Annotated in this window: 8 protein-coding genes; 1 reads left to right on the top strand and 7 read right to left on the bottom strand. The window is 68.4% G+C overall.

The features are described from left to right. Window positions 1-85: 85 nt before the first annotated feature. From ACZ6KY_RS12995 to ACZ6KY_RS12970, 6 genes are all read right to left on the bottom strand, one after another. Window positions 86-1,486 (bottom strand): GDSL-type esterase/lipase family protein, encoded by a 1,401-nt coding sequence (locus tag ACZ6KY_RS12995; protein WP_469310360.1) that lies wholly within the window; start codon window positions 1,484-1,486, stop codon window positions 86-88. Between the two features lie 50 nt (window positions 1,487-1,536). Then, window positions 1,537-3,552, bottom strand: coding sequence for a PIG-L family deacetylase (locus ACZ6KY_RS12990; RefSeq protein WP_469310359.1), 2,016 nt, complete (start codon window positions 3,550-3,552; stop codon window positions 1,537-1,539). Between the two features lie 576 nt (window positions 3,553-4,128). Continuing rightward, the gene (locus tag ACZ6KY_RS12985; protein WP_469310358.1) at window positions 4,129-6,099 is read right to left on the bottom strand and encodes a PIG-L family deacetylase; all 1,971 of its coding nucleotides are present in this window, start codon (window positions 6,097-6,099) and stop codon (window positions 4,129-4,131) included. A 35-nt stretch (window positions 6,100-6,134) separates the two neighbouring features. Beyond that, window positions 6,135-9,005, bottom strand: coding sequence for a stealth conserved region 3 domain-containing protein (locus ACZ6KY_RS12980; RefSeq protein ID WP_469310357.1), 2,871 nt, complete (start codon window positions 9,003-9,005; stop codon window positions 6,135-6,137). A gap of 9 nt (window positions 9,006-9,014) precedes the next feature. Continuing rightward, a complete protein-coding gene (locus tag ACZ6KY_RS12975) occupies window positions 9,015-9,881 on the bottom strand; it encodes a hypothetical protein (protein ID WP_469310356.1) in 867 nt (288 codons plus the stop codon). A 95-nt stretch (window positions 9,882-9,976) separates the two neighbouring features. After that, a complete protein-coding gene (locus ACZ6KY_RS12970; protein WP_469310355.1) occupies window positions 9,977-11,779 on the bottom strand; it encodes a stealth family protein in 1,803 nt (600 codons plus the stop codon). Between the two features lie 458 nt (window positions 11,780-12,237). Here ACZ6KY_RS12970 and ACZ6KY_RS12965 point away from each other — a divergent pair, with 458 nt between their 5' ends. Beyond that, window positions 12,238-13,353: an LCP family protein gene (locus ACZ6KY_RS12965; RefSeq protein WP_469310354.1), complete on the top strand. Its 1,116-nt coding sequence runs from the start codon at window positions 12,238-12,240 to the stop codon at window positions 13,351-13,353. 243 nt (window positions 13,354-13,596) lie between these two features. On the opposite strand, the gene ACZ6KY_RS12960 is transcribed toward ACZ6KY_RS12965, so the two are convergent. Beyond that, on the bottom strand, window positions 13,597-14,613 hold the full coding sequence (locus ACZ6KY_RS12960) for a PLL family lectin (RefSeq protein ID WP_469310353.1): 1,017 nt from the start codon (window positions 14,611-14,613) through the stop codon (window positions 13,597-13,599). Window positions 14,614-14,687 lie beyond the last annotated feature (74 nt).

Below are 14,687 nucleotides of genomic sequence, written 5' to 3'. Positions count from 1 at the left end.
CCTGACGGCACAAGGGAAGAGGGCCTCCGCGCACTGCGCGGAGGCCCTCTTCCTCGTTCGAGGCCGGGACGTCAAGTCCCAGGCGTCAGGCGTCAGCTCGCCAGACCGGCATGGCCGGGTAGTGCTCGCATCCGCCCGAGCAGGTTTCGCGGGACGCCAGCGAGGTGTGCAGCCAGCTGTCCTCGGGTATGCCGTGCACCCGCAGCGTCAGCGAGGCGGGCTCGGAGTGGATGGCGCTGAACACCCCTACGAACTCGACCGTGTAGGTACCCGGCCGCCAGTCGTGGGCGTGGGTCACTTGCCAGGTTCCGTCCGCCTTGACGGGGGCCGCGGCGATGAGTCGGCCCTGCTCCAGAACCATGACCTTGGTCGTGCCGCGGGATGCCTTGCCAAAGAAGCGCGGGCGTGGACCGCTCCAGACGTCCGGCGTCGGGCCCTCGATCCGAGGCGGCTCCACGTGGTCGAGAACCTCGAATTCGAGTACGGACGTCCAGGACACGGCGCTGCCCTTGACCGCGAGCGCCTCCACGCTGTGCCGGCCCGCGCTCCAGCTGACAGTCCGGCGCCACTGCCACGTCCCCGCAGCGGAGACGGCGGTGCCACCGAGGTATCGGCCCTGCTCGTAGAAGAGGACGTAGTCGGCTCCGGCGGGTGCCTTGCCTTCCAGCCTGCGCATGGCGCCGACGAGTTGACGCGGCGTCGGCGAGGTGAAGTCCGGCATGCCCGACACGCTCGGCGTCATGGTGAGGGCCAACTCGGGGTTGCTCACCATGAACTCGGTGAGCACGGGGGGAATGTCGCCAGGCGTCAGCAGTTGCGGGTCGACCATGTCGGGCGGCAGGCCCGGGGTTTCGAGGAAGCGGGCAGCCGTGAGGCGCGCCACCTCGCGCGCTCCCAGGTCGTTGAAGTGACTGGCGTCGATGATGCCTTCGGGATGGTTCGGGTGCTCACCCGGATCCAGCCACCGGTAGAGCCGACGTGCTCGCGTGTGCCCGAGTTCCGCGAGCATCGTCGTCGTGTACTCGGTCATGTCGACCAGCAGGGCGCCGGTCTCGGCCGCAGCCTGACGGGTGAGTTCGGGGTATTCGTCATGAGTGTTCACGACGTTCCCGGCCTCGTCGAAGGCGCAGCGGGCCTCCGGGGTGAGCAGCACGGGGATGCCCCCCTCGGCCCGGATCGCCTCGACGCACAGGCGCAGGTACTCCTTGTACTCACGCGGTCCGTGGTAACGGCGGGGCTCGTTGATGCGCTGCTCCACAAGACCGAACGCGAGGAGCACCAGATCACCGGGGTGGAGGAGGGTGAGGAGCTCGGCGAGGCGCTTGGAGAAGTAGCCCCGCAACGTCATGGCATCACGGGCGTAGTTGTGCACCTCGTAGCCCTCGTTCAGGAACTCGCCGAGGTACTGGCCCCAGCCGGCGAGCGGCGCCTCCCTCTCCACCCGCGAAGCGGCCACCGAGTTGCCCACGATGCGGATCTTTCTCATGTTTTCCTCATGCCTTCGTCGTTTTCTCTGCACATCGGTCCGGGAGTCGGTCACACGACTGTCAGCGGCCCGAACCCGTCGGCGACATCCCGCGTGGCCTGCCGCATCACTCTCACCCGCGCGTCCGTGCCCATCACCGCCACCACGACCCGCCCCGCGCTGTCCAGCGCGAGGGCGGGCGGACGGGCGATCAGCACGTCGTGGTCGGTCCACTCCGGCGCCTGCCCCAGACCCTGCCCCTGGGTCGCGACGACCGCGGTGCTCAGCCGGTTCCGGGCGTTGCGGCGCGCGAGGACGACGGAGTCCTGGCGGCCGTTCTGCTGCCGCAGCGCCGCGATCCTGCCGGTCCCGCCGTGGCCCCCGAGCCGTTCGACCCGTCCGTTCCACCGGCCGTCAGGTCTCTGGCGTACGCACAGCACCTCGCCGGAGTCCTCCTCGCGGTAGAAGATCGCCATGCGCGAGCGTCCGATCTGCACCGGCGTGAGTCCGCCGACGGGCCGCCAGGCGTCCGGGTCGGCCGAGCCCACACCGTCCTGCAGTTTGTACCGGCCGTACACGGCCTCCTGGTACCAGTGCACGCCACCTGAGCGGTTCGCGGCAAACAGCTCGATCCGGCCGGTGGACTTCAGGACCGCGGTCAGACAGTCCTGCATGTTGCGGCCGCCCAGGTCCTCCCAGCCACCCCAGCCTTCGTCGGTCTCGCGGCGGCCGCTGATACCGGACCCGAAGTTGCGCATGAACACATGCAGTCTCCCCGTGGGTTCGGCGACGGCCTCGGGGACACCGACCTCCCGGCAGCGCCGCCAGTCCTCGGACCGCTCGTTGGGGTTCCCGACGCTCTCCCAGGGCAGCAGCACCTCGGTGTGGGCCTGCCGCCACATACGGACGACCTCCACGTCCACCTGACCGCCCGGCCCTGGGGTGCGGCGCAGAGCGACGAGATGCACGCCGCCATCACGGTCCGGAGCCACGGACAGTGCCGGGGCCAGGCCGGGGACGCCGGGCAGGAGGTCCGGCCCGTCCCAGCTGCCGCTGCCCGGTTTGCTCTCCGTCCAGACCGCCACCCGGCCACCGAGCATGGCGTACGCGGCGAGCCGGCCGTCGGCCTGGAGATGGAGCCAGTCGGTCCCGCCCTCGTACCGGGCCCGGGTGCTCCATCCGTAGCGGCGGATGTCGGCCCCGTCGGAGAGTTGCAGGTCACCGCAGTAGCGGCGCCGGCAGTCGTGTCCGTCGGCGGAGGTGTACACGTGGAGCACGCGCTTCTTCTCGGCCCAGCCGTCCTCCGTGAGGTTGCTGGGCCAGTTCTTGTTCCCGTAGCCGACGCAGTTGTCGACGAGGGGCGGCGCGCCGCCCTCCCCGATGTAGCGCTCCAGCGCCGCCAGCGCGAACTGTGCCGCCGCGGTGTGGTCCTGGTGGTCGCTGGACCTCGGCCCTTCTTCCTCGTCCCAGTCCGTGTGCCAGGGGTCGGGGTCCATGGTCCAGAGCTGGTCGGGCCGCGCGCGGTGGAGCAGCTCGACCAGGGAGCGCAGCAGCCCGTCCTTGCTGATCTCCTGCGTCCGGCGCAGCGGCGACTCCGCGGCGATCAGGGTGGGCTGGGCGGAGACCTCCCCGTTCCACAGCTCGAGCAGCTGGATGGGCGGCACGTCGTCTTCCAGGAATCCGCTCTCGGGGTCGATCATCCGCAGCCCGAAGAAGACCAGCTGAACGTGGGGGGCGGCCACCAGGGTGGAACGGTCCACCGTCACACCGGTGGAGAACATGAAGACGTCACGCGCCCACTCGCTCTCGCGGTCGCCCGTCAGCATGTCCGCGTACGCCGCGCGCAGTCCCTGCTGGCGCGCCTCGGCGTACCCCTCGAAGTCCGGCTCGCCGTCCATACGGCTGAGCTCGCGGGTGTCGATGTTGCGCCCGTCGGCCTCCCCTGCCGTCAGATACACACTGGTGACCCGGTGGCCCGTCTCCAGCGCTCGTTGCAGGTCGGGGTTGATGAAGTACAGGTCGTCGTCCGGATGCGCCAGCATCTGGACCAGCGAGGGCCGCGCGGCGGGTTCCCTCGCGGGCTCCACGCCGCCGGGTTCTCCTCGCTCCGGGACGGAAGAGGGACGATTCAGGTCAGGGAGACTAAAACTCATAGCAGCCATCCAGAAAGACGTCCCTCGCGGAACATCTGATTACGCGGTGGACCCGCCTCGAACTGACTGGGCATCGGGAAGAAGTGGGCGGTACGGCCACCGGCGTAGCCGCCTGCCCGTCCTCCTGTGCCTCCCCCTCGTGGAAGTCGTTCAGGAACTCGCCGAGGTACTGGCCCCAGCGGGCGAACGGTGCTTTCCTCTCCGCCGCCGAGACGGCCACGGAGTCGCCCGGGACGCAGATCCTCCTCACGTTTCCCTCTTCCTTCCTCGTTTTCTCTGCACATCGGTCCGGGAGCCGGTCGCACCTCCGGCAGCGGCCCAGAACCGTCGGCGACATGCCTTGTCGGCCTGCCGCATCACTCTCACCCGCGCGCCCGCCCCATCAGCGCCGGCCCGACCCGCCCCGGGCCATCCGGCGCGAGGCGGGCGGAGCAGCGATCAGCACGTCATGGTCGTTTGTTGCGGCGCCTGTTTTCGAGGCTCCGCGCCGGGGTCACTCGACGTCAGGTTTCAGCCGAGAACCTGCCAGGCTTCGAACCCGACCGATCCCCTGCCGGCCTGCCGGGCCACGGCCAAACGCCCGTCCACACCCAGCACGGCGATCCACGCACGGCCGAGCATGTCGAAGGCCGCAGCCGGAGCGTGTGCCGGCGGTCCGCCGAGGACATCGGTGGAGAGTTCCTGCCAGGGGTGATCCCCGGGAACGAAACGATAGGCGATGCCGCCCAGATCGCTGAGGGTCGCCACCAGTGTTCCGAGCTCCATGTCCGGACTCGCGGCACAGGCGATCGCACCGAAGCCACCCCGTCCACCGATCGACACCGCCGGCTTGCTCCACCGACCGCCCGGTGTGTCCTCTTCCGCCATGAGCAGCCGCCCCGTTTCAGGCTGCCGGAACACGGTCATGACCCGGTCGTTCGGCTGCACCACGGCCGTGGCGGGCGAGGCTGGAACCTTGAGCCGGAAACGGGGAGCGCGCAGCAGCTCCTCCTGATGGGGACTCTGGACCCAGTGGAAGACCCCTTCTCTGCTGGAGGCGAAGATCTCTACGCGACCGTTCGGCGCGGTCAGCGCGGAGACGCCCTCCTGCAGCTCATGACCACGCAGATCGGTCCACCTCCCCCAGGCGCCGTCCGTCTCCTGGACACGGGTGTGCAGTCCCTGCCCGGCGTTGCGGACGAAGAGATGCAGGCGTCCCAGAGCGTCACGGGTGACGGCCGGCACACCCAGATGGCGATCGCGTCCGGGCTGCCCCGCGCTGGGGTTGCCCAGAATGACCCAGTCGGCGAACGCCCCGTCCCGCTCGGCTTGCTCGAGCACGACGATCTCGCGTCGGTGGGCGTGGTCCGGTCCTATGTGGGACATGCGCCGGGCGAAGACCTGCCAACGGCCGTCCGCGGTGAGGCTCGCCGTCAGCCCCGGCGACAGCGGGCCACCGCCCAGGAGGAACGGTCCACGGAACTGGCCGCTCCCCGCCTGCGACTCCAACCAGAGCGCTGCCTGCTGGTTGACCACCGCGAACGCCGTCAGACGACCGCGTGCGTCCTTCCCGAGCCAGGGCCCGTTCGGATGGCGTGGCGTGGTGCTCTGCACCCAGCCCGTGGAGCGTGCGCTGAGACCCACCGAGTAGTCACCGCTGCCTGCGGGATCGCCGCAGTCGTACCCGTCGGCGGCCCCGTAGATGTTGAGGAAGTACTCCTTGAGGGACACCGTCGTCGTACCGAGACCGTGGGGCCAGCGTTCGTTGTAGTAGCCACGGAAGGCCTCGACCACGAAGGTACGGCCTTCGCCAGGCCCCTCGTACTGTTCCAGCGCGAGGGATGCGAAGAGTGCGGCCGCGGTGTGGTCGCAGTGGTCCGCATGATCGCCGAAGTCGTATCGCTGCGGGAACCGTTCGTCATGGATGAGCCGGTCAGGGTCCGGGTCGAGGGTCCTGACCAGCGTCGGCCGGGTGAGGTCGAGGATCTGGACCAGGGTGTCGACCAGCCCGGAACGCGTGTACCAGTGCTGTTCGTTCACGATTCCGCCGCTCACCATCAGCGTACGGACGCGGTCTTCCTGCCCCTGCCAAAGAACGTGCAGGCTTCGCGGCAGTCCGCCCTGAATTCCGTGCTGGCGGATGTTGAGAAAGATCAGCTTGATCCATGGCGCGTCCGTGAGGGTGTAGACCTCGGCGACGGCACCGTCCGCCGTGGGCAGGGTGGACGGCGTCCAGGCGGCCGTGCGGTCGCCGAGCACCATGGCACCGTAGGCGGCTCGAATGCCGTTCTGTCGCGCCTTCCCGTAGGCCTCCTGGTCCACGACAGGCGCGGTCAACTGCCAGGGGCGGCGGTTTCGGCCGTCCGAGTCCCCGTTCGTCAGATACACGGTAGTGGTGGGTGTACCCGCTTTGACCGTGTGGAAAGTGACGGGATTCATGAAGAACAGGTCGTCGTCCGGGTGCGCGACGATCTGCAGTACGGAGGCTGCGGGGGTGGACACGCTGAGTTCTCTTTCTACTACCTGGTCAAAATAATTCACAACGGCCATCCCGGCAGATATCCGGAATGGGCTCGGCGGTTCCGAATGGACCCTGTCTCGAACTGACTGGCCACCGGAAAATAGCTCGGAAGGAAGGCTGTCAGGATCGCGTCCTGCTCCTCTTCCGATACATCTCCGTCGTGGAAATCGTTCAGGCAGAACACGTCATGGGGACGCGCTGTCAGAATGCGCTGCAATCGCGGCCCGTGCTCGGCGAGCCCGACATTGACGAATCCGCAGGAGATGCTGCCCGGTACGCTGCGCAGCGTGTGGAATCCGTAGTAGTGATGCAGGGACGATGCCACGGAAACATCACTGTGATCACGTAGCTGGTTGCCTGCGGCGACCGCCATCTCCTGCTCGAATTCCCGCTCGATGTCGGCAAGAACGCTGCGCCGCAAGGGATGAGGAGCGTGCAGGAACGAGTGCACCAATGTCTGTCCGAAGGAGCGCTCGATCAGGGACCGATTGTTCTTCGCAGCACCGATATTGAACTCGTCCTCGTTCGACGACGGGGACATCGGCACGGCCGTGGGCGACATGAAATGTCTGGCCTGGCCGTTTCCGAGGAAGAACATGCCGGGCTGCACAGTCCGTCCGAGGAATACGTCGTCGTTGAAATAGAGGAAGTGCTCGGCCAGGCCCTCGATATGGTGCAACTGACTTTCGATGGCATGGGAGTTGTACGTGGGCAGCGCTCCCCTGTCACCGAAGATCTCCGTGTGGTCGACGACCCGTACACGGGGATGCGACAGGTCCAGCCACTTCGGGTCCTGCTTGTCGGTGACGATGTAGATGTTACGGATCCACGGTGCGTACATGTCGATCGACCGCAAGGAGTAACGCAGTTCGTCCCGGTCGCGGAAGCGGGCCGCGCTCGTGGCTGCGTCCTGAGTGTCCATTCCCAGACCGGCCAGGACGGAATTCTTCCGCTCCAGCCAGGCGACGTCGGCACCGTTCACCCACGTATAGACGGCGTCCACAGGAAAGTCGATGTCGCCGTGGAGCGTCTGTCCGAAAGGCACGATCGTCGGATAACTGCGCCCGCCCAGACTCATGGGGGTGCGGCGCATGGCACTGACAGGCACTCGGTCACCGATGAGAGTCCGGGACGGGCCTCTGAGGTAACCGGTCTCGTCGGGTTCGTCGTCCCAGAAGGTGATCAGGCAACCGTAGACCGCGCCAAGGCGCAGAGTCCGTGATGGCGACACGACACTCCGGTAGACGCTGATGCCTGAGCACGGCTCCTCGGAGTACTGGCTGATCAGAGCAGCGAGAGCCGTCGCGACCGTCTTCTGTGCCTCGTTGAGGACGGACGCGTAGACGGCCTCGTCCTGGTACCGCTCGGCCAGCACCTTGAAAACAGCCTGCTGATAGGAACGGTGCACGGCGACCGAGTGACGCACCATGTGGTCGCGCACGACCATGTACGGGATGGCCGCGCCCTCCAAGGCGTTGGCCACGAGCGCGAGATTCGCCTGGACCACGTCCCACGGCGACTGCCAATCGAGCAGCGCGCACACCTGACCACCGTCCTGGACCATGCCCGGCTTCTTCAGCAGGCGCTGTTCCAATGCCCGCTGATCGCTCGAACGGACGGATCCGGGAGGAGGGGGAGGTGCCGCCGCCATGCCGCCTTCGGGGCCGCTCAGGTGGGCGTGCACCGCTTGGCGCTCGGCCTTCACCAGTTCCCTGCGCCCACGCTCGCGCTCTGCCAAGAGCTCGTGGAACATCTCTTCCCACTGAGCGGTGACCACAGAGGGAGAGAACCGGCTGACGGAGGCGAGCGCCGCGCTGCCCATACGGTGGCGGAGCTCCGAATCCTCGATCAGCCGCAGCAGAGCGGAGGTCAGGGAGTCGATGTCACCAGGGGGCACCAGAATGCCGGTCTCCCCGTCGATCACCACTTCCCGCGGGCCGTTGGGCGCGTCGTAGGAGACGACGGGAACACCCGCCGCCTGCGCTTCCGCGAGGACCAGCCCGAACGCCTCGTTCCGAGAGGTGAGCAGGGCGATGCTCGCCTTGGCCCACTCCTCCGCGAGCTTCGGCGAATTGCCGTTGAGCTGCACGCAGTCGTGCAGTCCGAGCATGTCCATCTGGCGGCGCAGAGCACCACTGAGCGGCCCGTCCCCGAAGACGCGCAACTGCCAGTCGGGGTGCTGCTTCGTCACCGTCGCCCACGCGGTGAGCGCGTGGTCGATCTGCTTCTCCCCGACGAGCCGGCCGGCGATGACGACGGTCCGGGTCTCGAGGGTCGACCGGGGCCGGAACCCGCTGGGCAGTGCGTTCGGCACCACCGCCAGACGAGGAGCTGCCGCCCCCAGGGTCTCGGCGAACCATTCCAGTGTCCGCTCGCTCAGCACAGCCAGCGCGTCCAGCCGTGCGGCATAACGCAGCAGGGGTTCGCCGCTTGCGCCCCGCAGCTCGGAAACACGGTGCTCCTGGTGGACGGTGATCACCCGGGCCGGGGCCAGCCGGACTGCCAGTGCCATCAGCGCGGGAGTCGTGGTGATCAGAATGTCGGTGTCGCTCTGCTGCAGGGCGAGTTCGAGCTCAAGGTCGGTAAGACGGTTGAATGCCGATTCCCAGCCCCTGTCGACGATTTCACTCGGCCGGGCAGCCAGACCGGACCACACCTCGTCCCCCACCGTGCTGGAACGCAGCGGTCGCGGAGTCTCCCCTGTGATGTCGACCAGATAATCGAGTCGCACACGTTCGCCAGGTGCGAAGAACTGCGTGGTTTTGCTCTTGAAGACGCTGAGGACGCGGACGTCGTGCCGGGCGGCGAGTTCGGTCGCCTGGTTGAAAACGGCGCGTTCGGTGCCACCGACCGCGTCCGCGGTGGTGAGCAGGAATGTGATCTTCACTTCTCGGAATCAGTCTGCCTCGGGCATGCGCGTACAGGTGACCCGGAGATTTCCTGCGGGGGTATAGCGCGGTTGGACGATCATGGGAGTGCGGCCGACCGGAGTCATGGCCATGCTGCGCATCGCGAAGACACGCCGCGGGTTGCGGACATCGTGCAGCCGCCGGCCCAGCCTCAGTGGGGGCCCGGCCTCCTGGCACAGCACGACGTCCCAGTGCTCCGGCCTCCCGGAGCGTGGTTTCATCCGCTCCAGCGGAACTTCGGTCCTGAAGACACCCGGTCCCAAAGGCTGAGCGGGCTGGCGGATCCGACGTCCGGCCGCTACGAACTCTGCCCATGGGCGATCGACTTCGGTACCCAGTACACGAAAGTCCAGTGTTATTCCGGCGTGCGACATGTGCACCTTGGACACCTCGGCAGCCGGTACCGGGGCCGAGCTCACGATCCGGGCGGTACCGGTGATGGTGCGCCCGACACGATAGCGCGCCCCCGTGACACGGGAGACCGTCATGGGCTTCGTCGGCCCCTCGTAGGGAACCGGGGGCTCCAGGAGCAATAGTGCTATGGACCGCAGCCGGCGCCCTGCGTGGATGCGAAGCCGGAGTTTCCACTTTCCGGTGCCGATGGGTACCCCGCCGACCTCCGCACCCATCAAGACGGCCGCGTCCACCAGGACGTCACCAGCCTGGCCTTGGTAGACATGCGCCTCCGCATGGTGCCGCCTACGGCCCCGTTGAAGTATCACGGTCGCGCGCTCAGGCATGGGCGTGGCAGGGGGCAGGATCGCATGGAGATTCACGGTCTGGCCGTCGAGAACGGCCGCGTAGCGCAGCTGTGCGGTGCGCTTCCCCCGCATCGGGAGGAACAGGTGCAGCATCAGCCAGAGTCGGAGCGCCGCTACTCGGCCGTGAAGCCCATACCGCCGATTCCCGGTCCTGCTGGACGCGGTGGGAGGACTCGTCCTAGAGGAAGTCACGATTGGAAGGCCCCCAGCTCTGTCGTCGGAGCCACCCGCGGAGCGAGGGCGCCGACCGTGCGCTCGTAGGGGCTAGGTACGGGGAAGTACGAGTCGAGGAAGCGGGTCACCATCCGCGCCTGTGCCTCTCTGTCCTCTGGCACCACGGTGTCGTTGATGCAGAACGTGTCGAAGTCCCGTTTGGCGAGCAGCCGGTTCATCCGCTGCTCCGCCTTGCCGTCGCCGATGTCGATGTAGACGTAACGCAGCTCGCCCACCGTGGCGCGGGCCGAGTTGTACGCGTAGTAGTGGTGCAGCGACGACGCGACGGGGACGTCGCTCGGCGAACGGAACCGTGAGTGCTGGGTCACCCAGTGCGCCCGCTCGTAGACCTCCTCGATCTCGGAGAGGATGCTGCGCCTGAGGGCGTGCGGGGTGTGCTTCATCTTCTGGGAGATCACGGTGCCGAACTGCTGGGCGATGAGGCCGCGGCTGTTCTTTCCCGCGGCGTCCACGGGCAGGTCCGCCGGCTTGATCTGACCGGGCGGGATCAGCGCCTTGGACATGAAGAACTTGGTCAGTCCATTCGGATGGAAGAACTGATCCGGCCGCACCGCCCGGCCGAAGAACACGTCGTCGTTCAGGTAGAGGAAGTGCTCGGCGAGTCCCGGGATGTGGTGCAACTGGCTTTCGATCGCATGCGAGTTGAAGGTGGGCAGCGCCTGCGGATCGGTGAAGATCTCCCGGTGGTCGACGACCTTCAGGCCCGGGTACTCGGTGTCGAGCCAGCCGGGGACCTGCCCCGCGGTCACGAGGAAGATGTTCCGCACCCAGGGCGCGTACTGGTGGAGCGAGCGCAGCGAGTAGCGGAGTTCGTCCCGGCTCGTGTAGCGCGCGTCGTTCGTCGCCTGTTCGTGCAGCGGCGCCAGGCCGGCGGCCGACTTCCGCTGTGCCGCGTTCTTGCCCGCGCGCCACACCGGGTCCGAGTCGTCGACCCAGGTGTAGACGACGTCGATCGGGTAGAGGTGGTCACCGATCAGCGAAGCGGTGAACTCGGGCAGCGTGCGGATCTGTCCCGTCCGGTACAGAGACGGGACAGGGCTGAAGAGGCGCTGCTCGGCCTGCCGGCGTTCGCCGCGCGACGGCGTGCTCGTGACCACCGGATTGGAACGCGGCGCCACCAGTTCACCGTCGACCTCGTCCCAGAACTCGATATCGCAGCCGGACTCGTGGGCGAAGACGAGGTTCTCCGTCGGGTCGCAGACGTTCCAGGACAGCCGGAGCACCTGCTGCGAGCGGAGCCTGCGCCAGGTCTTCGCCGACTGTCCGGTCAGCGGCGCTCCCCCCGGTACCGCACAGGCGTAGCCGGGGTTACGGGCGAAAACGAGCTGGAACACTTCCTCCACGTCGGCACGGAGCGCCGCGGGAACGGCCACGCAGGGCACGCTCTTGCCGGTGCCGCGTACGGCGAAGTAGTCGATCTCGGCATCCTCCAGGACCGCCACCATCAGATGGAGGTTCCTGGCCCGCGCGGCCCACTCCGTGGCGCCGGGGACGACCGTGGCCAGGACATGCCGGCCGTCGGACTGCACGACGCGCATCGGAGCGCGGTCGTCGCGCCGAGCCGGACCGCGGCGCCCGCCCAGGGCGGTTTTCACCAGGGCCGAGCGGAATGAGTCGAGGGCCGCGAGGGTGCGTATGACGGCGATCCGCAGCGGGCGCGGCACACGGCGCACAATGCGCCGGCGCGCCTGCACGGGCACCAGGGATCGATATGTCGATACCAAGGCACTGGTCTCGGGGTTACCCGGGCTCACCACGGCTCCTCAGCATCCTTCAGAAAAGGGCTGAGGCCCCCCTCACACCCAAAGCGATCACATGGGCGCGACCGCCCGGCCCCGAACCGAGGAGATCACGTCACGGAATATTCACATCTAAGCCATCGGTTGTCTACTTTTTGTCCCCAGCAGACACAAACCTGAGACGCGTTTCACTTAAACTTTCACCTAAGTCGGACTCGCGGCCCGGCTCGCGCCCCCGAGCAGGGGATCTTCGGCACCGCCCGCCCGGGACCGCCCGCCGGAAACCCCTCGGTACGGCGGCCCGTACGGCCCCGAACCGTGCGGACGGCGCCGACGGCCCTGGCCGCACAAACGTCCGAACCCGTGTCTATAGTGCACGTCAGCCCGGCAACGCACGGACCGGCCTCCCCCCACCCGAGTCCTCAAGCCATCGACTTCCGCCCTCACGGGCACGACCAGCTAGGACCCGGACCAGGATGAGCCATGTCCCGACGCCCCAGCCCACCGACTCCGACGCACCGCCCCGGGGCGACGGCAACGGCGGCGGGCAAGGAGCCAAACGCGAGCGCGCCCGTGGCCGCCGGACCGGCAGGAAGATCCTGCTGGGGCTGGCCGTCCTCGTCATCGCCGCCGGCGGCACCGGCTACTGGCTCTACAGCGGCCTCGACCACAACATCAAGGCCATCGACCTCGACAAGGCGATCGGCGACGACCGGCCGGCCAAGCTGCCCACCTCCGGCCAGAACATCCTGGTCCTCGGGTCCGACTCCAGGGCCGGCGCCAACGCCGCGCTCAAGACGGGCCACGTCTCCGGAGCGCGTTCCGACACCGCCCTGGTGATGCACATACCCGAGGGCCGCAAGAAGGCCGTCGCGATCAGCATCCCGCGCGACACGCTGGTGACCCGCCCCAAGTGCACCAAGGCCGACGGCACCGAGGTCCCGTCCGCGCGGCGCGTCATGTTCAACTCCATCTACTCCCAGGTCGGTTCGGCCTGTGTGGTCAAGACGGTGGAGCAGATCTCCGGGATCCGCATGGACCACTACATGGAGATCGACTTCGCCGGCTTCAAGGGCCTGGTGGACGCGATAGGCGGGGTGACCGTCACCGTCGGCAAGGACATCCACGACACCTCCAGCGGCCTCGACCTCACCGCGGGCACGCACCGGCTGGACGGCACCCAGTCCCTCCAGTTCGTACGGACCCGGCACGGCATCGGCGACGGCAGCGACCTCGGCCGGATCGGTCTCCAGCAGCAGTTCATGACCGCGCTGCTCTCCGAGATCAAGAAGCAGGACCTGCTGGGCAGCCCCACCAGGACGTACAAGATCGCCGACAGTCTGACCAAGGCGCTCACCACCGACTCCGGCCTCGCCTCGCTCACCGCCCTGGCCGAGTTCGGCCGGAGCATGAACGGCGTCGACCCGTCCACCATGGAGACGATCATGCTCCCGGTGTCGTACGACAAGATCGACCCGAACCGGGTCGTGGCGGCCGAGCCGCAGGCGTCGACCCTGTGGAAGGCGCTGCGCTCCGACTCCGAGATCCCCGAGTCGGCGAAGAAGTCGCCCGCCACCGGCGGGACTTCCTGACCCGTCACGTGGGCCGGGGTTCCCGGCAGAGGACCCGACTGCCCCCATCCGCGCACCGGTTGGCCCGCTCCACCGCCGTACTCGCCTTCAGTACGGCGGTGTTGGCGCGCGCAGCGAGACGAACCCGCGGATCCGGAACGGGGAACCGACACCGAAGGCCGAGGCCGGGGTCAGGACCTGGACAGGTCCTGACCCCGGCCTCGGCCTTCGACTCGGCCTTCGACTCGGCCTCGGCCTTCGGTGTCAGACCGCCTGCCATGCCTCCAGGGCGATCCCCGGCTCGTCCTTGCGGCGGGTGACGCGGAGTTCGCCGGTACCCGGGGAGAGGGTCGCGGCGACCACCCGGCCCTCCTCGTCCTCCGCCAGCGACAGCAGGGCGTCGGCGGGGAGTTCGGGCCCCGACTCCGTCCACCACGCGCCCGCGGACTCGTCCTCGGTCGGGTAGGCGGCGAAGGCCACCCGTCCGCTGTCCGAGCGCTGGGCCAGCAACGTGCAGTCGTGGCCGTCGAGTTCGCAGCGGATGACGCAGACCGGACCCGGGCCGGCCGAGGCCAGCAGGGCCACGGGCTTGGCGCCGGGCCGCCAGGCGCACACATCGCCCGACTCGTCGGTGAAGAAGAGCGTGGTGGAGTCCGCCGAAGTCGGGAGCGCGCGCAGGCTGCCCGGTCGGACCGGTGCCTCCAGCGCCTCCTCCAGAGCGGGTTTCGCGCCCGCCTCCTCCTGGCGCCAGTGCAGGACACCGCCCGGGACGGCCGCGTACAGCTCGACACGGCCCGAGGTCCCGGTCACCGCCGCCAGGTCCCCTTGGACGTCATGCCCCCTGAGGTCGTACCAGGGCCCCCAGCCGCCCTTCTCCTTCTGGGCGATCATGCTCACTCCGCCGCCCCCGTTGCGTACGAAGACATGGGCGCGTCCCTCCGCGTCGACCGCGACGGCGGGGTTGCCGGTCCGGTCGCCGTCGCGGTTGGGGTGACCGATCGGGTTCCAGTCGAGGGCGGCCAGGTCCGGCCGGAAGTGGGTCGAGTGGACGAGGCCCGACTGGTCGCGGACCGTCGGACGCCAGGAGACCAGGTGGGTATAGCGATCGGGGCCCTGGCCCAAGGCCATTACGGAGTGCAGGCGTTGGTCGCCGCCCACGGTGCGCGGGGGGTCCCAGGGGCCACCGGGTCCTCGCTCCGCCCGGCAGCGGACCGTGGCCTCCGACAGCAGGTACGCACTGAGCCTGCCGTCGCGGCCGCGTATGAGCCAGTCGACGTTCACCGCTTCACCTTAATCGGGCGCGGGCCGCCCGGTAATCGGGGGCGGGCCGCTCGTTCGGACCCGCCATGACACGG

Source organism: Streptomyces sp. NPDC042002 (assembly GCF_055588305.1).
Note: the sequence above shows the minus strand (reverse complement) of the source record. Positions and strands in the feature narration are given on the sequence as shown.

What these genes read in the sequence shown, in the direction of transcription:
- ACZ6KY_RS12965 (WP_469310354.1), top strand. Translation starts at nt 12,238, where the DNA reads ATGAGCCATGTCCCGACGCCCCAGCCCACCGACTCCGACGCACCGCCC.
- ACZ6KY_RS12975 (WP_469310356.1), bottom strand. Translation starts at nt 9,881, where the DNA reads ATGCTGCACCTGTTCCTCCCGATGCGGGGGAAGCGCACCGCACAGCTG.
- ACZ6KY_RS12995 (WP_469310360.1), bottom strand. Translation starts at nt 1,486, where the DNA reads ATGAGAAAGATCCGCATCGTGGGCAACTCGGTGGCCGCTTCGCGGGTG.